This window comes from Halanaerobium saccharolyticum (assembly GCF_003259895.1).
Classification (GTDB): domain Bacteria; phylum Bacillota; class Halanaerobiia; order Halanaerobiales; family Halanaerobiaceae; genus Halanaerobium; species Halanaerobium saccharolyticum_A.
Genome location: NZ_QLME01000010.1, coordinates 1 through 20,266, shown reverse-complemented (window position 1 = coordinate 20,266; position 20,266 = coordinate 1). Strand labels below are relative to the sequence as shown.

At 35.4% G+C, this 20,266-nt stretch carries 19 protein-coding genes and 1 pseudogene; 18 read left to right on the top strand and 2 right to left on the bottom strand.

Going from position 1 to position 20,266, the window contains the following annotated elements:
* The first annotated feature begins 81 nt into the window (after window positions 1-81).
* From C7958_RS08030 to ric, 14 genes are all read left to right on the top strand, one after another.
* Complete coding sequence (locus tag C7958_RS08030; RefSeq protein WP_111572160.1) at window positions 82-453, top strand: encapsulin-associated ferritin-like protein; 372 nt, start codon at window positions 82-84, stop codon at window positions 451-453.
* Window positions 454-1,254 (top strand): family 1 encapsulin nanocompartment shell protein, encoded by an 801-nt coding sequence (locus tag C7958_RS08025; RefSeq protein ID WP_111572159.1) that lies wholly within the window; start codon window positions 454-456, stop codon window positions 1,252-1,254.
* Window positions 1,255-1,772: 518 nt separating this feature from the next.
* Window positions 1,773-2,018: a hypothetical protein gene (locus tag C7958_RS08020; RefSeq protein WP_111572158.1), complete on the top strand. Its 246-nt coding sequence runs from the start codon at window positions 1,773-1,775 to the stop codon at window positions 2,016-2,018.
* Window positions 2,005-2,376 carry a PIN domain-containing protein gene (locus tag C7958_RS08015; protein ID WP_111572229.1) on the top strand — a complete coding sequence of 124 codons (372 nt, stop codon included), beginning with the start codon at window positions 2,005-2,007 and terminating at the stop codon, window positions 2,374-2,376. Before C7958_RS08020 ends, C7958_RS08015 begins: the two co-directional genes overlap by 14 nt.
* Before the next feature lie 14 nt (window positions 2,377-2,390).
* Window positions 2,391-3,671, top strand: a complete 1,281-nt coding sequence (locus C7958_RS08010; protein ID WP_111572157.1) for a putative DNA modification/repair radical SAM protein — start codon at window positions 2,391-2,393, stop codon at window positions 3,669-3,671.
* A gap of 30 nt (window positions 3,672-3,701) precedes the next feature.
* Complete coding sequence (locus tag C7958_RS08005; protein ID WP_111572156.1) at window positions 3,702-4,490, top strand: TIGR03915 family putative DNA repair protein; 789 nt, start codon at window positions 3,702-3,704, stop codon at window positions 4,488-4,490.
* A gap of 181 nt (window positions 4,491-4,671) precedes the next feature.
* Window positions 4,672-5,151 carry a DUF6530 family protein gene (locus tag C7958_RS08000; RefSeq protein WP_111572155.1) on the top strand — a complete coding sequence of 160 codons (480 nt, stop codon included), beginning with the start codon at window positions 4,672-4,674 and terminating at the stop codon, window positions 5,149-5,151.
* Window positions 5,152-5,162: 11 nt separating this feature from the next.
* Window positions 5,163-6,311 (top strand): non-hydrolyzing UDP-N-acetylglucosamine 2-epimerase, encoded by a 1,149-nt coding sequence (wecB, locus tag C7958_RS07995; RefSeq protein ID WP_111572154.1) that lies wholly within the window; start codon window positions 5,163-5,165, stop codon window positions 6,309-6,311.
* Window positions 6,312-6,608: 297 nt separating this feature from the next.
* The gene (locus tag C7958_RS07990; protein ID WP_111572153.1) at window positions 6,609-8,285 is read left to right on the top strand and encodes a 2-oxoacid:acceptor oxidoreductase subunit alpha; all 1,677 of its coding nucleotides are present in this window, start codon (window positions 6,609-6,611) and stop codon (window positions 8,283-8,285) included.
* Window positions 8,285-9,136 carry a thiamine pyrophosphate-dependent enzyme gene (locus C7958_RS07985; RefSeq protein WP_111572152.1) on the top strand — a complete coding sequence of 284 codons (852 nt, stop codon included), beginning with the start codon at window positions 8,285-8,287 and terminating at the stop codon, window positions 9,134-9,136. The genes C7958_RS07990 and C7958_RS07985 overlap by 1 nt, the downstream gene beginning before the upstream one ends.
* Window positions 9,137-9,217: 81 nt before the next feature.
* Entirely contained in the window at window positions 9,218-9,712 is a 495-nt protein-coding gene (locus C7958_RS07980) for a ferritin family protein (RefSeq protein ID WP_111572151.1), read from the top strand.
* A 349-nt stretch (window positions 9,713-10,061) separates the two neighbouring features.
* The gene (hcp, locus tag C7958_RS07975) at window positions 10,062-11,726 is read left to right on the top strand and encodes a hydroxylamine reductase (protein WP_181453819.1); all 1,665 of its coding nucleotides are present in this window, start codon (window positions 10,062-10,064) and stop codon (window positions 11,724-11,726) included.
* Window positions 11,727-11,951: 225 nt separating this feature from the next.
* A complete protein-coding gene (locus tag C7958_RS07970) occupies window positions 11,952-12,719 on the top strand; it encodes a DUF438 domain-containing protein (RefSeq protein ID WP_111572149.1) in 768 nt (255 codons plus the stop codon).
* A gap of 69 nt (window positions 12,720-12,788) precedes the next feature.
* Complete coding sequence (gene ric / locus C7958_RS07965) at window positions 12,789-13,502, top strand: iron-sulfur cluster repair di-iron protein (RefSeq protein ID WP_181453818.1); 714 nt, start codon at window positions 12,789-12,791, stop codon at window positions 13,500-13,502.
* A 124-nt stretch (window positions 13,503-13,626) separates the two neighbouring features.
* Here the strand turns inward: ric and C7958_RS07960 are convergent, their stop codons facing one another.
* Window positions 13,627-15,402: a methyl-accepting chemotaxis protein gene (locus tag C7958_RS07960; protein WP_111572147.1), complete on the bottom strand. Its 1,776-nt coding sequence runs from the start codon at window positions 15,400-15,402 to the stop codon at window positions 13,627-13,629.
* Window positions 15,403-15,780: 378 nt separating this feature from the next.
* On the opposite strand from C7958_RS07960, the pseudogene C7958_RS16120 reads away from it, so the two are divergent.
* Window positions 15,781-15,903 (top strand): annotated as a pseudogene (locus tag C7958_RS16120) (inorganic diphosphatase); the annotation flags it as partial.
* 141 nt (window positions 15,904-16,044) lie between these two features.
* Here the strand turns inward: C7958_RS16120 and C7958_RS07950 are convergent.
* Window positions 16,045-16,713, bottom strand: coding sequence for a Crp/Fnr family transcriptional regulator (locus C7958_RS07950; RefSeq protein WP_111572145.1), 669 nt, complete (start codon window positions 16,711-16,713; stop codon window positions 16,045-16,047).
* Window positions 16,714-17,054: 341 nt separating this feature from the next.
* On the opposite strand from C7958_RS07950, the gene C7958_RS07945 reads away from it, so the two are divergent.
* From C7958_RS07945 to C7958_RS07935, 3 genes are read left to right on the top strand one after another with little or no spacing between them, the layout of a single operon-like run.
* A complete protein-coding gene (locus C7958_RS07945; RefSeq protein ID WP_111572144.1) occupies window positions 17,055-18,263 on the top strand; it encodes an ABC transporter substrate-binding protein in 1,209 nt (402 codons plus the stop codon).
* Window positions 18,260-18,955, top strand: a complete 696-nt coding sequence (locus tag C7958_RS07940) for a GTP-binding protein (protein ID WP_111572143.1) — start codon at window positions 18,260-18,262, stop codon at window positions 18,953-18,955. The genes C7958_RS07945 and C7958_RS07940 overlap by 4 nt, the downstream gene beginning before the upstream one ends.
* On the top strand, window positions 18,955-19,992 hold the full coding sequence (locus C7958_RS07935) for an ATP-binding cassette domain-containing protein (RefSeq protein WP_111572142.1): 1,038 nt from the start codon (window positions 18,955-18,957) through the stop codon (window positions 19,990-19,992). Before C7958_RS07940 ends, C7958_RS07935 begins: the two co-directional genes overlap by 1 nt.
* Window positions 19,993-20,266 lie beyond the last annotated feature (274 nt).

Sequence of the window (20,266 nt, the reverse complement as noted above, 5' to 3'; positions counted from 1 at the left end):
ATTGTATAATGATCTTTGAGAATGACTATCATTTTTTTAATTTTTGATTTAGGAATTTAAAATTAAAGGGAGGTCAGATTTATGGGCGAATATCATGAACCAGAAGAAAAATTAACGGAAGAAGCAATTGATTATCATCGTATTATCAAGAGTGTAATTGAGGAGTTAGAGGCGGTAGATTGGTACAATCAGCGTGCTGTAGCTACTAATGATCCGGATGTACAGGCAATTGTGGAACATAATCGTGATGAGGAGATTGAACATGCCTGTATGGGATTAGAATGGCTGCGCCGTAATAATCCTGTCTGGGATGAAATGTTAAGAACTTTCCTTTTTCAAACTGCAAAAATAACTGAAATAGAAGAAGAGGGTGAAGGTGAAGAAGGAGAAGTGAAAGAAGCTCCTGCTTCCAGTAAAACACTTGGTTTAGGTAATATGAGAGGAGGAGAATAAATGGATATTTTAAAACGCTCATTAGCACCATTTGCAGCAGAAGCCTGGGATTTTTTAGATGAAGAGGCAACTGATGTACTGGGTCAGAAGTTAAAAGCTCGTAAAGAGGTGGATTTTCTGGGCCCTAAAGGTTTAGAATTATCTTCAGTAAATACAGGTCGCTTTAGTCCTGTAGGCATTGAAGATGTTGAAGGAGTAAGTTATTCTACCAGAGAGGTTCTTCCTTTAGTAGAATTAAAGGTTCCATTTACAATGAAGCTCAGCGAAATCGATGCTCTGGCTCGAGGTGCAGAAGATGTTGATACAGATAACTTAATTGAGGCTGCTTCTAAGCTTGCAAAAGCGGAAAATAAAGCTGTATTTTACGGCCTTGATAAAGTTAACATTGAAGGTATTGTAGAAGCTTCTGAATACGAAGAAGTAAGTGTTTCAGCCGGAGAAAAAGAATTGATTTCTGGTCTCCTGAAGGCAATTACTCTATTTGAAGAAAATAGTGTTGGTGGACCCAAGCGTTTACTATTAGGATCAGAGCTTTATTCTCTACTCTATGAATTAGATGATAAAGGTTATCCACTCAAGCGTAAGGTTGAAGAAATGGTTGAGAGTGGTGCTGTTTTAGTACCTGATCTCGGCAATAGAGGTCTTTTAATTTCCGAACGCGGTGGAGACTTTGAATTAACAGTTGGTCAGGATATTTCTCTTGGTTTTGAAGAGAGAAAAGGTGATGAGGTAGAATTATTCTTCCTTGAAACATTTACCTTTAGAGTAAATGGACCGGAAGCCGCTGTAGTATTGAAGTAAAACTTGGATAAGTTAAATTATAAATCACCGTCTGCTAAATGATTTTAGTGGGCGGTATTTTTTTTAGCTGTTTTGCAAACATTTGTTTGAAATATTTGTTTTGATGTTGTATAATATAATTAAAGATATCAATAGTAATACAATCTTCATTTAACGTATAGTTTTGTTATTTTAAGGAGCTTCTCTAACTCCTTTCAGTCAGACAGTGAGAAGCTTAATACCTTAAAATAACAAAACTATACTATTTCGATTGAATCATTACTATTGATATCTTTAATTATCAGGTTATAGAGATTTAAAACATAAAAAACTAATTCCCTGCTATGGATTATTTAGAACTATTCCGATGTAATTATTTATTTGAAACTATCTAATTATCAGAGTGATGAGCTTTCCTAACTCCTTTCAGTCAGACAGGGAAAAGTTCTAAATCTTCTTAGTTTAACACTAATTATGATTTAATAACTTAAATGTAGTATAATAATAGTAGAAGAATTTAATAAAGGAGGGAGAAAATAATGGAGTATATTAGAAAAATAATTGATAGTGATATTTTGGAAAAGATAATTAATATCCCGGAGGAATTAAAACATAAAAAAGTTGAGATTATTATTCTTCCGGCCAGTAATGCTAATGATGAGGATGGCATAAAAAAGAAAAAAAGTTTGCTTGGTGTTTTTGAAGAAGATGCTAATCCCTATTTAATTGAAAAAGAAAATAAAGCATGGAGAAACGCGGTGAGTGAAAAATATGAAGATAATTGATGCAAATGTTATTTTAAGATATTTTATGAATGATTCAAAAAAAATGTCAAAAAAAGCTGCTCAAATTATTGAATCAGAGAATATTTTGCTTTTACCTGAAGTAATTGCAGAAGTTGTTTATGTTTTAGAGGGAGTGTATAATCTTGAAAAAAATAAAATATCAAAAACTATATTGGAACTAATTGATTTTGAAAATATAAACTTAAAAGAAGAAGAAGTTTTAATTAATGCCTTACAAAAATATAGCAAAGTAAATTTAGATTTTGTAGACTGTATTTTATATTCATATAATAACATTGATAAAATTGCTATATTTTCTTTTGATAAGAAGTTAAATCGAGAAATGAAACAAAATTAAGGAAAGTGAGAAAAATGGAACTTCAGAAAAAGCTTGAAATTTTAAGTGATGCAGCTAAATATGATGTTTCCTGTTCTTCAAGCGGCAGCAGTGGACGTGGTGACGGTTCCAGTCTGGGTAATACCAAAGCGGCTGGTATCTGTCACAGCTGGACTGATGATGGACGCTGTGTTTCGCTGCTTAAAATTCTTTTTACAAATTACTGTATTTATGACTGTCACTACTGTGTTAATCGGGCCAGCAATGATCGGGCTCGAGCTTCATTTACTCCAGAAGAGGTGGCAAAGCTGACTGTTGATTTTTATAAACGCAATTATATTGAAGGCTTATTTTTAAGCTCTGCAGTCAGCAGAGATCCGGACTGGACTATGGAACGGCTTTTAAAAACGGTACAGCTGCTCCGGAATAAATATAATTATCAGGGATATATTCATTTAAAAGCAATTCCTGGTGCTGACTTCAAATTGATTTACCAGGCAGGTCTGCTGGCAGATCGGATGAGTGTCAATATAGAGCTTCCCAGTGAGAGCAGCCTGGAAAAACTTGCTCCCCAGAAGAAAAAGGCAGGTATTTTAGCTCCGATGAAGGGAATTGGAGCTGGAATAGAAAACAATATTATTGAGCGGAAAAAATATAAGGTTAAGGATAAATTTGTGCCAGCTGGTCAGTCAACTCAGCTAATTGTGGGAGCCAGCCCCGAATCAGATAGACAGATTATTTCTCTTTCAGAAGGATTATATGATCATTTCAATTTAAAAAGAGTTTATTATTCTGCTTATTTACCGGTTAATAATTCTTCGCTTTTACCTACTCTCCCCGGGCCACCATTAAAAAGAGAGCACCGCTTATATCAGGCAGACTGGCTTTTGCGGTTTTATGGTTTTAAAGCAGATGAGTTATTAACTCCAGGCAGAGAAAATTTTGATTTAAAGATTGATCCCAAAGCCGATTGGGCTCTCAATAATTTAGATAAATTTCCGCTAGAGGTTAACACTGCAGATTATGAGATGCTGCTCAGGGTGCCCGGGATTGGACCACGCTCGGCAGCAAAAATAGTTAAGGCCAGAAAAGAAAAAACTTTGACTCACTATAACCTAAAAAAGATGCGGATTGTTTTAAAAAGAGCCAATTTTTTTATCACCTGTGATGGGAAATATGCAGCGGCAGTTCCTTTTGAAAGCAGTGTGATTTATGACCGACTGGCAGAGAACGAATGCCAGCAGCTTTCTTTATTTGGATCCAGTTCTGGCAGTGATGAGAGCAGTAAAAGCTGGGATTTAGAAAAGGCAGAATAAGCTATCTTAATTTAAAGAGGTACGGTAATTATGAAGAATACAGAGAATAAAAAAGTATATATTTATGATGGAAGTTATCAGGGATTATTGACTGCTTTATATCAAGCGTTTAAGCTGCGGGAAGTTCCAATTAAAATTGTGGCTCAGGCTGAATTTAAAGATGATCTTTTTTATCAGCAGGTAGAAGTGAAAACTGAGAACGAAAAAGCCCAATTTTTCAGCGATCAGATTAAAGAACATATTTCAGCTCAGACCTTAAATAATATTTTTCATGCCTATTTATCTGAAGCAGAAAAAATGGAACTCTATATTTTCCGCTATTTATTTACCGGTTTTAAGGTGGGAAAAAAAGTTGATGAGTTTTTAACAAAGGATTATGTGCGCCAGGTTCAGGATCTGGCTCATAAGGTGAGACACGAAAGCCACCGGCTTAAGGGCCTAATCCGGCTGCAGGAAGCAGCAGGAGGAAAGTATTATGCAGCAGTTGAACCAGATTATAAGACTTTAGTCTTAATGGCACCTCATTTTAAAAATAGATTTTCGACAATGGACTGGATAATCCATGATAAAAAAAGAGAAGAAGCCGTTATTTATTCAGCAGCAGAAAAAGAATGGCTTGTAATTGATTTAGAAAAAGAATTTGAGCCAGAACTGTCTAATAAAGAAAAGGATGTACAGCAGCTCTGGCAGGCTTTCTTTTCGGCAGTCAGCATCAAAAATCGCAGCAATCCCAGAACTCAGCGCCAGTTTATGCCTAAAAAATACTGGAAACATTTAATAGAGAGTCCTGGCAGCAGTCGAAAATTTAAAATCAAATAAGATTTATTAACTGCAGTCTAATGATTGCAGTTTTTTTAGCAGCCAGGAAATTATAATTAATGGTTTGTTATGAATGAAATTTTGTTCTTAAAAAAATATTGACAACAGAAAAAAATAGGATTATAATTAATTAGTAATTTAGTAATTTACTAAACTAGTAAATCAAAAAGGAGAATTTAATATGGAAATACCAACAAAATTAAAACACAAACCGGTAATCGTCTGTGAGAATTATGAAAATATTGATGGCAGGAAAGCTTATGACTCTGATGCAAAGGGGATTTCTTTAGGTTTAGCTCAGTGGAATGACCGCGGTAAAGTAGATATTTCAGCTAAGGTCTGGCGCCATACAGGCAATAAATGGTCCCGGCAATCGGAAGAATTACCGCTGCATCGGGTGCTGGACCTGGCAATTTTGGTGGCCAGAACCTCTAAACACTTTAAAGAAGCTTATCGTTTCGACAATTTATATGATCCAGAAAATCCTCAATTGGATCGCATTGGACTGCAGGGAGATGCAATGACTGTAGCAGTTGCAGAAGATAATGAGAATTTAAAAGAAGATATAAAATTATTTGATCAGGCTTTACACAGTGATGATGAGTTAATTGGAGAAAGACTGGCAGTACTGGCCCGACTTTTAAAAGATATGGGCTATTAAGGAGGGGCAAGATGCAGAAAAAAATTATGGCTGTTTTTGGTACTAGACCGGAAGCTATTAAAATGGCTCCTTTATTAAAAGCTCTGCAGAAAAATGAAAATTATCAGCTGCTTATTACAGTTACTGCTCAGCACAGAGAAATGCTGGATCAGGTTATGGATCTTTTTCAGCTGAAGGCTGATTATGACCTTGATATAATGAAAGACAGGCAGACTTTAAGTGGGCTTTCAGCCAGAATAATTACTAAACTGGATGGAATTCTGGCAGAAGAAAAGCCGGATCTTTTACTGGTCCATGGTGATACTTCTTCCACTTTCATTGGAGCTTTAACTTCTTTTTATCACCAGATAGAGATAGCTCATGTGGAGGCTGGATTGAGAACTCACAATAAATATTCACCTTTTCCCGAAGAGATGAATAGACAGCTGACAGGGGTGCTGGCTGATTTAAATTTTGCCCCCACAAAAAGAGCTAAAGAAAACCTCCTGCTGGAAAATAAAGCAGCTGAAAAAATATTTGTGACTGGTAATACAGTTATTGATGCCCTGCTTTCTGTAGTAGATCAGAATTATAAATTTGAAAATGAACTGCTCAAAAATTTAGATTTTGAGAATAAAAAAGTTATTTTACTGACCGCTCACCGCCGGGAAAATCTGGGTGAGCCGATGGAAAATATCTTCAGGGCAGTGCAGCAGCTGACAGAGAAGATGAAGGATTTAGAAGTTATTTTTCCTGTCCATTTAAATCCTGTGATCCGGGAATTGAGCAAAAAAATGTTGGCCAAAAATCAACAAATACATTTGATTGAGCCTCTTGATTATCTGCCCTTTGCAAATTTGATGGCCAGATCTGATCTGGTTTTAACTGATTCGGGCGGAATTCAGGAAGAGGCTCCATCTCTGGGAAAACCTGTGCTGGTTTTAAGAGATACAACTGAAAGACCGGAAGCTGTGGAAGCAGGTACTGTACTCAAAGTTGGAACAAGTGCAGAAGCAATTTATAGTGAAAGTTTAAAATTATTAACAGATGTTGAAGAATATCAAAGGCGGGCTGCAGCAGTTAATCCCTATGGTGATGGGAAAGCTGTGGAGAGAATAATTAAAGCGATGAATTATTACTTTGGAATCAGTAAAAAACGTCCACATGACTTTGAGCTTTAGTCTTCAATAAAGCAAATAAAATGAATAAATAAATGTTTATTGGGATAAAAAATAATATGAGAAATTTTAGAGGCCTCTCAGTTAAAATATATTTAGCTGGGAGCCTTTTTATTGCAACAGTGATAATCATTATTGCTATTAAATTAATTTAAATATTTGACGGATTAGTCCAAAAATTTCCCATTTTGAAGCAGGATTTACCAGCTGTCTCTTGAATAATATATATTAGAAAGAGAAATACTATGTTTATGCGAAAATTAAAGGAAATTTTCAAAACTGGAAAAGGAGGTAATAAGATTGGATTTTAATATTGTGATTGCTGGAGAGGCAGGACAGGGTTTAAAGACAGTCGAAGCAATGCTGACTAAAACATTTTCCCGTCATGGTTATTACTTATTCAGCACTAAAGATTATATGTCCCGGGTTAGAGGTGGACATAACTTTATGCAGATTAGAATAAGTGACCAGAAGCTTGAAGGTCCTGATGAAGGCATAGATTTATTATTGGCTTTAAATGAAGAAAGTGTGGAAATTCATCGTCCTGAAATGAGTGAGGATGGAACAATCTTATCTGAAGTTGAATCTGATAAAGATGAGATGGTATACCTTGATGCAAGCGGAATAGCTAAAGAGGTTAACCCCCGTGCAGTTAATACAGTCTTTGTTGGTGCTGCTTTCAAGATTATGGGCTTACCAACAGATCAGGCTGAAGAAGCTGTTAAAGAACATTTTGCTAAAAAAGAAGCAGTAGTTGATGATAACTTAGATTTATTAAAAAAGGGTTATGAAGCAGTAGAACAATCATATAATCTTAAGGACCTCGGTAAAAAAGAAGAAAATATGGTGATTGACGGTAATAGTGCCGTTGGCTTGGGTGCTTTGCTGGCAGGTTTAAGTTATTATACTGCCTATCCAATGTCACCTTCTACCGGGATTTTACATTATGTTGCTGGTAAACAGGAAGAACTGGGAATAGTTGTCGAACAGTCTGAAGATGAGATTGCTTCAATTAATATGGCACTTGGTGGTTCTTATGCCGGCATGAGATCGATGACTGGTACTTCAGGTGGTGGACTCGCTCTAATGGCTGAAGGAATTGGTCTGGCTGGAATTACAGAAATACCAATTGTAATCGCCGATGTACAGCGTCCAGGACCTGCAACAGGTTTACCTACCAGAACTGGACAGGGAGATTTATTATTTGCAATTAATATTGCTCAGGATGAGTTTCCACTGATGGTTTTAGCTCCTAAAGACCAGGAAGATGCTGTTTATCAGACATTTAGAGCTTTTAATCTTGCCGATAAATATCAGATTCCGGTTATTATTCTTTCAGATCAGTTTTTGGGTGATGGCTCAAAGACTATCAAAGAAATAGATACATCCGAAATGAAAATTGAAAGACATTTAGTTGATCCAGCAGAGGTAGAAGGAGAGTATAAACGCTACAAATATACTGAAGATGGAATTTCTCCCCGAGCCTATCCAGGACAGCTGAAAGATAATATTGTACTTATAGATAGTGATGAACATGACGAATATGCTCATATTGTTGAAGATGCAGAAACCAGAAATAAGATGGTTGCTAAAAGAAATAAAAAAATGGAAAAATTAAAGTCAGAAGATCTGCTGGAACCAGAATACACAGGTCCAGAAGCACCTGATTATATTTTAGTAGGCTGGGGTTCAACTGCTGGCCCGCTTAGAGAAGCTAAAGAGATTCTATCTGATGAATATGAAGTTGGACAGCTGGCGTTTAATGATGTCTGGCCGCTGCCGACTAAAACTTTAGAGGAAATAGCAGAAAAAGATGCTAAACTGGTCTTTGTAGAAAATAATGCAGGAGCTCAATTTGACAGACTTGTCAGAAGTGAAACAGGAATTAAAGCTGACTATAATATTTTAAAAGATGATGGCCGACCATTTTCTGGCCGAGAAATTTATAGAAGATTTAAAGAAGAGGTGAGTGAATAATGGTAGATAAAAATCTTTATCAAGCTGATCGAGAAACTGCCTGGTGTCCAGGCTGTGGTAACTTTCCTTTAAGAACAGCTTTAGCAGATGCTTTAGCTGAGATGGATTTAAAGCCTGAGGAAGTTACAATGTACACCGGAATTGGACAGGCAGCAAAGATGCCTCATTATATTAAGGTTAATGCTTTTAATGGACTGCATGGACGTTCATTTCCACCTGCAATTGGAATGCGGGTTGCCAATCCTGAAATGACAGTAATTGTTGAATCTGGAGATGGCTGTAGTTATGGTGAAGGTGGAAACCATATTCTGCATAATATGAGACGTAATCCGGATATTATTCATCTGGTTCACGATAATCAGATTTATGGTTTGACCAAAGGACAGGCTTCCCCGACCAGTGTGGAAGAGCTCAGAACTCCGGTTCAGACTCATGGAGTAAATGCTGAACCACTTAATCCTGTGCGCTTTGCAGTTGGGATGAAGGCCAGTTTTGTGGCCCGGAGTACTGTTGGAGATCGGGATCACCTTAAAGAAATGATTAGAGAAGCTAAAAAACATAAGGGTTATGCTTTAATTGATATCTTTCAGCCCTGTGTGTCTTTTAATAAAATTAACACCTATCAGTGGTACAGTAAGCGGGTCTATAAATTAGAAGACCATGATCCAACTGACCATGCAGCAGCAATGAAGGTGGCCCAGGAATTTGGAGATGAAATTCCAATTGGAATCATTTATCGGGAAGAAAAACCTACCTTTAGAGATAGAATCCCCTATTTAAAAGATAAGGCTTTAGTTGATCGTGATGTACAGGTTGATGACTTAAAACATTTAATAGATGAGTTTAAGTAAAATTGACTATTAAATTAGAAAATAGCAAATTGTTAGAACTAAAAAAATAAAGTGAAGTATAATTTTAAGGAGGCTGTTATAATGAATATTTATGAATTTGCCATCAATTTTGAGGTGGAAAATCGCAAGTTTTATGAAGAATGTGCGGAAGAATCGGATAATGAAAATCTTAGAGGTGTATTTCTGGAGCTGGCAGAAGAAGAAAAAAAGCATGAAAATATAGTAAGACAGCTGATGGAAGAAAAGAAGGTTGACGAAGTTGAGTCCGGTATTCTTCCCAAAGCTAAAGATGCTTTTGAGTCAATCTCTAAAGATGTGACTGGTGCAGAAGATAGTATTTTTACCCAGCAGCAGGTTGATGTTTATACAAAGGCAAAGCAGATGGAAGTTGACAGCTTTAAATTTTATACAGAAAAGGCAGCAGAAACAGATCTGCCTGCAGTAGAAAAGACATTTAAACGTCTGGCAGAAGAAGAAAAAAAGCATGAGCGAATCATAGATAATATTATCGAAATGGTTAATCGTCCTAACACCTGGCTTGAAGACGCCGAGTGGTATCACCTGGAGGATTACTAAAAACTGTAAACTTAAATTAATTTAATATATTCCAACAACACCTGTAGTCGGGGTTTATAATAGATTTTGCATGATAAAGTTATGTTTTGCTGAATTACTTGTTTCTTTCAATGGAGACGGTTAGGTTTTTAATTTCAGTTAGATATATATTTGTAAGTGTAAGCTAAAGCAATTCTGACTGCAGGTGTTTTTTGATTTCTTATGTGATATAAATCATAGAAGAAAAGTTAGATTGTTATATAATAATACTTGAGTGAAGAACTTATACTTTAAATTTAATTTAAACTGCAGCAAAAATCAGATAAATCTGCAGTAGCAACTTATTTCAAAAGGAGGAATAATTATGTCCATGTTTTGTTATCAGTGTCAGGAAACAGCAAAAAATGAAGGCTGTACAGTTAGAGGTGTCTGTGGAAAAGATGAAGATGTTGCCAACTTACAGGATTTATTAGTATTTGTACTTAAAGGAATTTCTGTTTATGCAGAAAAAGCTGAAGAAGAAGGACTTAATCTTTCTGATAAAACAGCTCCATTTATTATGGAAGGTTTATTTGCTACAATTACTAATGCTAATTTTGATTCTGAGAGATTTGAAGATTTAATTGAAGAAGCTTTTGAACTTAGAGATGAAGTTCAGGCTAAATTTGAAAAAGTTTATAAAGAAAATCACGGTGAAGAATTCAGTGGAGATTTACCTGAACATGCAACCTGGTATAGTGATGATGTAAGCGATTATTATGATAAAGGTACAGATGTTGGAGTTCTCGAAACTGAAAATGTTGATGTAAGATCTTTACGTGAGCTTGCTACATACGGACTTAAAGGTATTGCAGCTTACGGTGATCATGCAAGAGTATTAGGAAAGCAGAAAGATGAAATTGATAGATTTGCTCAAAAATGTCTGGCTGCAACTACAGATGACAGCCTGAGTGTTGATGATTTAGTAGGATTAGTTATGGAAACTGGTGAGATGGCTGTAGAAACAATGGCTCTTCTAGATGAGGCTAATACTTCTGCATATGGACATCCGGAGCCAACTAATGTAAATATTGGTGTAAATGATAATCCTGGTATTTTAATCAGTGGACATGATCTAAAAGATATGGAAGAGTTACTTGAGCAGACAGAAGGTACTGGAGTAGATGTTTATACTCACAGTGAAATGTTACCTGCTAACTCTTATCCAGCTTTTAAAAAGTATGATCATTTTGTTGGTAACTATGGTAACTCATGGTGGAAGCAGGACAAGGAATTTGAAACATTTAATGGTCCTATCCTGATGACAACTAACTGTATTACTCCGGTTAAAGATTCTTATAAAGATCGTATCTTTACAACTGGTATGGCAGGATATCCAGAAGTTACTCATATTCCTGATCGTAAAGAAGGAGAAAGCAAAGACTTCTCCGAAATTATTGAATTAGCTAAAACCTGTGATTCTCCAGTTCAGATAGAAGAAGGAACAATCCCTGGTGGTTATGCTCGTAATACTGTGATGAGTGTTGCTGACAAGGTAATCGAAGCTGTAGAAAATGGAGATATCGGACGCTTTGTAGTAATGGGTGGTTGTGACGGCCGCTTTAAGTCCAGAGATTACTTTACAGATGTAGCTAAAGAATTACCAGAAGACGCAGTAATTCTAACAGCTGGTTGTGCTAAGTACCGCTACAACAAGCTTGATCTGGGAGATATTGGTGGAATTCCAAGAGTCTTAGATGCGGGTCAGTGCAATGACTCTTACTCCTTAGCTTATATTGCTCTACAGTTAAAAGAGGCTATGGGTGTAGATGATATTAATGATCTACCAATTTCTTACGATATTGCCTGGTATGAGCAGAAAGCTGTCTGTGTATTACTTGCACTTCTAGCTTTAGGAGTAAAAGGAATTCGTCTTGGACCCACACTGCCAGCATTTGTTTCCGAAAATGTGCTTAATGTATTAGTAGATAAGTTTGATATCAAGCCAACGGGTGAGGTTAAAGAAGACGTTACAGCTATCATGGCTGGTGAGTAAAAATTTCCAGGTACCCGGTACCTGGATTAAAATGTAAAATAACAGCTGTAATGCTGTTGATAATATATTGAAAAAGATCTGCCTTCATTATGCGGGCAGGTCTTTTTTTATTTAAAAGTCTAACTTATGTGATATATGTCATAGAGCTGCCTAAAAATAAATGTCATAATTAAAACATAGTAAATTACTCAAGTTTAAATATAATTTATATAAGGAGGCAGTAAAATGACTGCAGCAGCAAGAAAAGAAGAATTAAAAGATCTTTTAGAAAGATTGAATAGTGGTCAGGCAGCAGAGGAAGTCAAAAAAGAAGCTCAGGAATTAATTGAAAGTATTAGTGCCAAAGAACTTTCGGAAGCTGAACAGGAATTAATTAATGAAGGTTTAGATGAGACAGAACTGAGACATCTATGTACTGCACATATTGAAGCAATGGCAGAGGAGTTAAAAGAACTGAAAACTAATGTACCGGTAGGTCATCCTTTGAGTACTTTAATAGCTGAGCATGAAGAAATATTAAAAATACTGGATCGATTAGATCAAGTTAATTCAGAAATTCAGACTTTAGAAAGTTATGATGCTGAAAACCCTGTTTTTGAGGAATTAAAAGAGCTGGGCGCAAAATTATTAGATACCGAAAAACACCACACCAGAGAAGAGGAGACTCTTTTTCCGGAAGTAGATAAAAGTGGAGTCACCGGGCCAACCAGAATTATGCGGATGGAGCACGATGATCTCTGGCCTCATAAAGAAAAGATTAATGAACTGGCTGAGAAAGCGGGAGCAATGGATTTTGATAAGTTTAAAAAGGAGCTCAAAGAGCATACAGAATATGTAGTTGTGACTTTAAGAGACCATATCTTTAAGGAAAATAATATTTTATATCCGACAGCTAAAGATGTAATTGAAGAGAGCAAGTGGGAAGAAATTAAGGCTCAAAGTGATCAGATTGGTTACTGCGGTTTTACTCCCGAAGCAGAGATTAATAATTAGCTCAGGGTGAATGAAATCTGAGAAAACAGTGAACAAATCATAATATTAAATTAGAATGAGGTGCAGAAAATGTTTAAATTAAATGATACAGTTGGAAATATTGTGACAGAATTTCCTGGAGCGGCAGAGATTTTTAAGGAAAATAAAATTGATTTTTGCTGTGGAGGGGACAGAAAGTTAGAAGAAGCAGTAAAGGAAGATTTAGAGGAAAGTGTAAAAGCAGAATCAATACTCAAAGAAATAAATGAAAATTATTCTGAGAAAAAGGACTATTATGCAGAGATTGAGGATCCTAAAAACCTTTCACAGTCGCAGTTAATTGAATATATTGTAGATAATCACCATGCTTTTTTACAGCAGACACTGCCCCAGCTTTCAGAACTTACAACTAAGGTTTTACGGGCCCATCGCCAAAAACACGGAGAAGTTTTAAAGAAGGTGCATCGACTCTTTAATATTTTAAAGATGGAACTGGAAGAACACTTAATCAAAGAGGAAGAAGAAATATTTCCTTTAATTAAAGAATATTCTCAGGCAAAAGAAAATGCTGATCGGCAGGAAACTCTAAATGGAATTTTGGAACTGGAAGCTGAACATGATACAGCTGGGGATATAATCAAAGAGCTGAGAGAAATTACTGCTGATTATCGCCTGCCTGAAGATGCCTGTAATTCTTATAAGTTAACTTATCAATTACTTCAGAACTTAGAATCAGATTTATTCCAGCATATTCATTTAGAAAATAATATTCTTTTTGCCAGGCTGGAAAATAATAATATATAATTACCTGTTCAGAAAGTGCATAATCTAAAAATCCCCCGGTAAATTTGCTCGGGGGATTTTAGGTTATTCAGATTTTTAAAGTAATATTTTAACCAGGTTGAATAAATCAGATACAATGATTAATTTACTCGACCTTGAATTTAGAAATCATGTTTTTAAGATTATCTGACATCTCTGACAATCTGTGAGCCGCAGATACAATTTCTTCAGTTGAAGCAATCTGTTCTTCACTGGAGGCTGCAACTTCTTCAGCATTGCTGGCAGCTTCATCACTAACAGCGGCAACATTATTGATCATATTATCAACATTCTCACTTATATCTGCCATCTGCATAGTTTCGTTATCTATTTCTTTGATTAAACTGCTCAGTTGAGTAACTGCACCTTCAATGTTTTTAAATACTTCACCGGTGTCTTCAATAACTTCAACACTGCTGTTTACAGCAGATTCTGTACCATCCATCTTTTGAACTGCATTATTAACACCAGCCTGTATTTTATCAATTAGTTTAGAAATATTATCAGTAGCAGCCGCCGATTCTTCAGCCAGCTGTCTGATCTCATCAGCAACAACTGAAAATCCTCGTCCAGCTTCACCTGCTCTTGCAGCTTCGATAGCAGCATTTAGAGCCAGTAAGTTTGTCTGTTGTGAGATATTGTTGATTAATTGAACGATATCTCCAATTTCTTCTGATAAGTCTCCCAGATTATTAATGGTAATTCCAATTTCTGCAGAATTATCTTTTACCTTGTTAACCTGCTTAATTGAGCTTTCTATTGATTCAGTTCCTGTTTTAACATTTTCAATAACCTGAGTTGAAGATTGATCCATATCTTTAGATTTTTTACGAGTTGTTTCAATCTGGTTAATTAACTGACTGACATTTTTACTTGTTTCAGAAATCTGGGCTGACTGTTCTTCGGCTCCGGAAGCAACATTTTCAATTGCTCCTCCAACCTGTTCGGCAGCTCTTTCCACTTCCTGACCGGAGGCTGCGAGTTCCTCACTTTGAGCACTTAATTCACTAACTTCCATCTGAATCTCAGCAACCATATTTTTCTGTGATTCAGCAGTTTTATTATATGCCTGAGCCAGTTTTCCTATTTCGTCATTACTATTTATATCCATTCTGTAAGTTAAATCTCCATTAGCCATTTTGTTCATTCCGGCTAAAACCTGATTGATATTTTTTGAAATATATCGAGAAATGAAGAAGAGGATTACAGCAAAGATTAAAGCAGTGATAATTAAGAAAACAAGTAAAGAAGTAGAAATTTCGCTGATCAAAGATTCCAGTTCTCCCCGAACTGAGTTCACCTCAGCATTAATTATTCCATCATATGTACCTGCTCCGATAAAATAATCTGTACCAGAAATTGGTGCTACATAACTAATTTTATTTTCCTCTACCCCTGTATCTGGATTTGCATAAATATAGTCTACAAAGGCACCTCCAGCTTCAGCTCCTTCTGCCAGAGAGCGCAAAATATATTTTCCGTTTTCATCCTGCAGATTCCAGCGATTTGTCCCTTCGATTTCTGGAGTTGGTGGTAAAGAGATTGTAGTACCATCAAGACCATAAATGAAAAAGTAACCTACTTCTCCAAATTCCAGATCCTGATTGTAATCTCTAATTAAAGCTGTTATTTCTTCTGAGTTGAGCTCATCAGATCTCTCAGCAACCAGCTCTCCCAAAAACTGAGAAGCTGTTTCGGTTGCATTTTTAATTCGTTCTTTTTCTGCATCTAGCAGATATCTACTAACTGTTTCGGTATTGTTTTTACTTAAGGAATTAAATTGATAGTTCAAAAAATACCCCATAATCAATACTAAAACTAAAAAACTCAGCCCAATTACTAAAAATATTTTCTTGGCAATATTTAAATTTTTAAATCCCATTAAATTTCCTCCCTGTTTTGATTAATAATGTGTAATAAAATAATGCGAAAATTGTTGAAAAAAGTAAATCTAGGCTTAATTGTATCACATACTTTTTTTATTAAAAGTAAAATATATAACCTTTATAAATACGAAATGCTTTTTTTGATCAGATTTACAAAAAAAGTTAAAGCTTATCTTTGTTTTTGACTAATCTGGTTCAAAAAAGCAGGAGTAAGGATGTTGTTCTAAAAATAATTATTAGTGTAAAGTAGTCAAAACCAAAATACTGGGTTTGAATGCGGAAATAGAAGCAGCAAGGTCTGATGTTAATGTAAATATATTTAATAAAATTGGAGGCAAGAAAATGAGTGATAATCTAATTGATGTTTTTGTGAGATACCAAAGGGAAGCAATAACAAATATGAGTATGATAAGGAAAAAGGCAAGTTTCGACTTGATAGAGTTATGTATTCACCGGTTTATTATCCTGCTGATTATGGATATTTGGAAGAACATCTGCTTAAAGAATACGAGCATTTCTTTTCTGTATATAAGAATTTAGAAGAAAAAGAAGTCCCGGGAAATTATGTCCCGGGACTTTTTAAGTGCTTAAAACAATTAATATTCTAGTTATTTTTTGAAACATATAATTCAGCTTAACTAGGTATATGATTTAATTTTATCAGGTTGATAAATGTTGATTTTTTTGCGGGAAGTTTTAATTAAGCCTTCATTTTCAAATTTCCCTAAAATCCTGGAAACAGTTTCTCTACTGCTGCCAATCATGCTGGCCAATTCCTGCTGAGTTAAAGAAATATCTAAAACTACTTTATTCTTTTTCTTTTTCCCATATTTTTCAGCCAGAAAGATTAATAATCCAGCCACTCGAGCAGAACTATCTTTTAAAGCCAGATCTCGAACATTTTGCTGGGCCCGACGTAAGCGGCCGCTCATTTCCCGAAGTAATTTAACTCCAATAGTCGGATGTTTTAAAATTAAATTTTCCAATTCTGACTGATCAAAAACAATTACTTCAGTATCAGTCATAGTAACTGCCGAAGCCGGATAATTGCCCTTATCAAAAGCGACGATTTCTGCAATAATATCATTGTTACTAAAAATGTTTAAAATCTGTTCATCTCCGTTTTTTATCATTTTAGTCAGTTTTACCTGACCGTCTTTGATAATGAAAAATTTATCACCCGATTCACCTTCAAAAAAGATATATTCTCCTTTTTTAAATTCTTTTTCAGCGGCAATCTCATCAATTAAATTTAATTCTTCTTCTGTCAGCAAACTAAAAAAAGGTATTTCTTTAACTACACTCATCTATTTCCACCTCAAATTTATTTTCTATTTCTATAATAAGTAATAATTATAAAAAAAGCAAGTAAAATACTCAACCTTAAAGATTTATTGATAAAATATAGTGTTTTTGTGATATAACGCGCAGAGTCAGAAGGAAATTGGTGATATACTTATTTTGTTGATTCAAATTTATATTATCAAAAATAAAAAATTAAAAAAAGTTTTGTTTGAGTGAGTTATGTCACAGAATAAACTTGAGTAAAATGCTAAACTTTAAATAGTTAATAAAAAGCAAAAAAGCAGGTACCGGGTACTTGGAAATTATTTCCAAGTACCCGGTACCAAATAAGGAGTGTTGGAGAATGGAAAGAAAAATTGATATTAATAATAATTTATTTGAGATAACTGAAGAATATCCGGAAGTTATTTCGGTACTGGTTAATAAAGGTTTTAATCAACTTGATGATGAAGCGAAAAGAAAAAGTTTTGGTAAACAGATAACACTAAAGCAGGCGGCAGGTCTTAAAAATCTGGATTTAGAAAAACTTGTAGATCTCATGGAAACAGAGATTGCAAAGAAATCCACCAAGAATGTCAGTGGAGACAAAATTAAAGTATCAGGTTCTTTACCCTGTCCGGTAAAAATTCCAATGACTGAAGAATTGGAGAAAATAACAGCAGAACTTGATTATGAGGTAGAGCTTGATCTTAAATCTGCTTCTCAGGGTCTGGAGTGGCTGCAGGATGGATTCGAAGAAATAAAGTCAGCTGATGAGTTATCTGATATTTTTATTTCCGCCGGTTTTGATCTGTTTTTTGATAAAGACTTAATGGATCGCTTCCGCCGCCAGGATGTTTTTAAAGATGCTACTGGAATTAAAGAACTCAACCAAGATTTTACTGAAGCAGGTGTTGATTTATTGGATCCTGAAGGTGACTATTCTGTTTTAAGTATAGTACCAGCAGTATTTCTGGTCAATAAAGAAGAATTAGACGGAAGAGAAATTCCAAGAAGCTGGGAAGAAATTTTAAGTGAAGAATTTGCCAACAGTGTCAGTTTGCCTGTTAGTGATTTTGATCTATTTAATGCAATTTTATTAAACATTTATAAAGCTTATGGCAGAGAAGGAGTGCAGAATCTGGGCCGTTCAATGAAAAAAGCACTGCATCCTTCACAGATGGTTAAAGAAGGCGGCCGTAAAGCTGATGATCAACCGGCAATTACAATCATGCCCTATTTCTTTACCAGAATGGCAAAGCGTTTTCCGCATATGGAATTTGTCTGGCCTGAAGATGGAGCAATTGTTTCGCCAATCTTTATGTTAACTAAAAAAGAGAAGATAGAACAGATGCAGCCTTTAATTGATTTAATGGCTTCCGAAAAAATGGGTAAAATTCTGGCTGAACAGGGATTATTCCCGAGCGTACTGCCTGAAGTTGATAATGGACTGCCCGAAAATGCAGATTTTATGTGGCCTGGCTGGGATTTCCTGAGAGGGGAAAATCCAGGCGAACTTTTAAGAGACTTAGATGCAGAATTTAATAAGGCTGTGGAGGTGGCTGCAGTATGAATTTAGTGACTTTTTCTGGACCACCTTCTTCCGGTAAAACTGCTGTAATTTTAAAAACAATAGAGGCTATTCAGCAGCGTGGATTAAAAGTGGGAGTAGTTAAATTTGACTGTTTATATACAGATGATGATGAGCTTTATGCAAAAGCAGGGGTTCCAGTTAAAAAAGGTTTATCAGGTTCTCTCTGTCCGGATCACTATTTTGTCAGCAATATAGAAGAAGTTGTACAGTGGGGTAAAGAAAGAGATTTGGATCTTTTAATTACAGAAAGTGCGGGATTATGTAACCGCTGTTCCCCTTATATCAAAGATATCAAGGCAATCTGTGTGATTGATAATTTAAGTGGAATTAATACTCCTAAAAAAATTGGTCCGATGTTAAAAACAGCAGATATTGTAGTAATTACCAAGGGAGATATTGTTTCTCAGGCAGAAAGAGAAGTTTTTTCCTCCCGGGTCAGTACAGTTAATCCTGATGCTATGGTAATGAATGTTAATGGACTTACCGGTCAGGGTGCTTTTGAGTTTTCAACTCTACTCTATGATGAAGAAGATCATATAGAGACTGTAACCGGTAAAAAGTTGAGATTTTCTATGCCTTCTGCGATGTGTTCTTACTGTCTTGGCGAAACAAGAATCGGAAAAGAACACCAATTAGGAAATGTTAGAAAAATAGAACTGGGTGATGAGTAATGATCAGTAAAGATAAATTAAAAAATTTAAGTGTTAATGAAATTATAGAGGAATATCCTTATACAGAAGGCCTTTTTGAAGATCAAAAGTTGGCTGTTGATGATCAGGATAAAAGTTTAAAAGAAATCTTTTCCGAATTAACTAGGGAAGAGATGGAAGATGTAGTTTTTGATCTGGATCAGTTTGCAGATAGTCTTGCTTCTCATATTAGAAATATGCAGGAATTTCTGGGAGAAAATGATTCGATTGTAGGTACACTTTCCATTCTGGCTGGAAATGATAAAGATGGAAACAAAGAAGGCTATGATAAATTAGATATTAAGAGTGGAGAAATTATTTCTATAGTTGGTCCTACTGGTTCAGGTAAAAGTCGTCTGCTGGCAGATATTGAGTGGACTGCTCAGGGAGATACTCCGACTGAAAGACAGATTTTAATTAACGATGAGGTTCCTGATAAAAAATGGCGTTTTACCGGTGGGAAAAAGCTGGTGGCCCAGTTATCACAGAATATGAATTTTGTGATGGATCTTTCTGTGATGGAGTTTTTAAATCTGCATGCAGAAAGCCGTTTGATCGATAATCAGGAAGAGGTTGTGGAAAGAATTTTTAATGAAGCAAATCAGCTGGCCGGAGAACAGTTTGGCCGGGGGACTCAAATTACGAGTTTAAGTGGTGGCCAGTCTCGAGCCTTGATGATAGCAGATACTGCAATTTTAAGTTCTTCCCCTATTATTTTGATTGATGAGATTGAGAATGCAGGTATTAACCGCGAAAAAGCTCTTGAACTGCTGGTAGGAGAAGAGAAAATTGTTCTAATGGCTACCCATGATCCAATACTGGCTCTAATGGGAGATAAGCGGATTATCATTAATAATGGTGGAATTAAAGATATCATTGAGACTACTGTTGAAGAAAAAGAATTAATGCAGGAATTAAAAGTGTTAGATAAGGTAATGACTGATTTAAGGGATGATTTGCGTTATGGTAATAATTTATCCCGAATCAGCGATGAACTTGCTGAAATAAAAACTGCATAATTATTAATTAGTTAGTACCAGGTACAAACGTTTGTACCTGGTACTAGATATTAATTTCACATAGTTTTTAAATATTTGACCAATTTAGCGGAGATTATCCTCTGGCGGTAGACAGATTAATTGAATTCTGTTTACTAATCAGAGGATTTTTTTGATTTTACTTATTTTTTAAAATTAACTCACTAGCATTGCATAAAAATATTTAAGCATTGTCAAATTTGAGTTATTGGTAAAGTATACTATCTACAGAATATTCAGTCACTACCCTATCCTT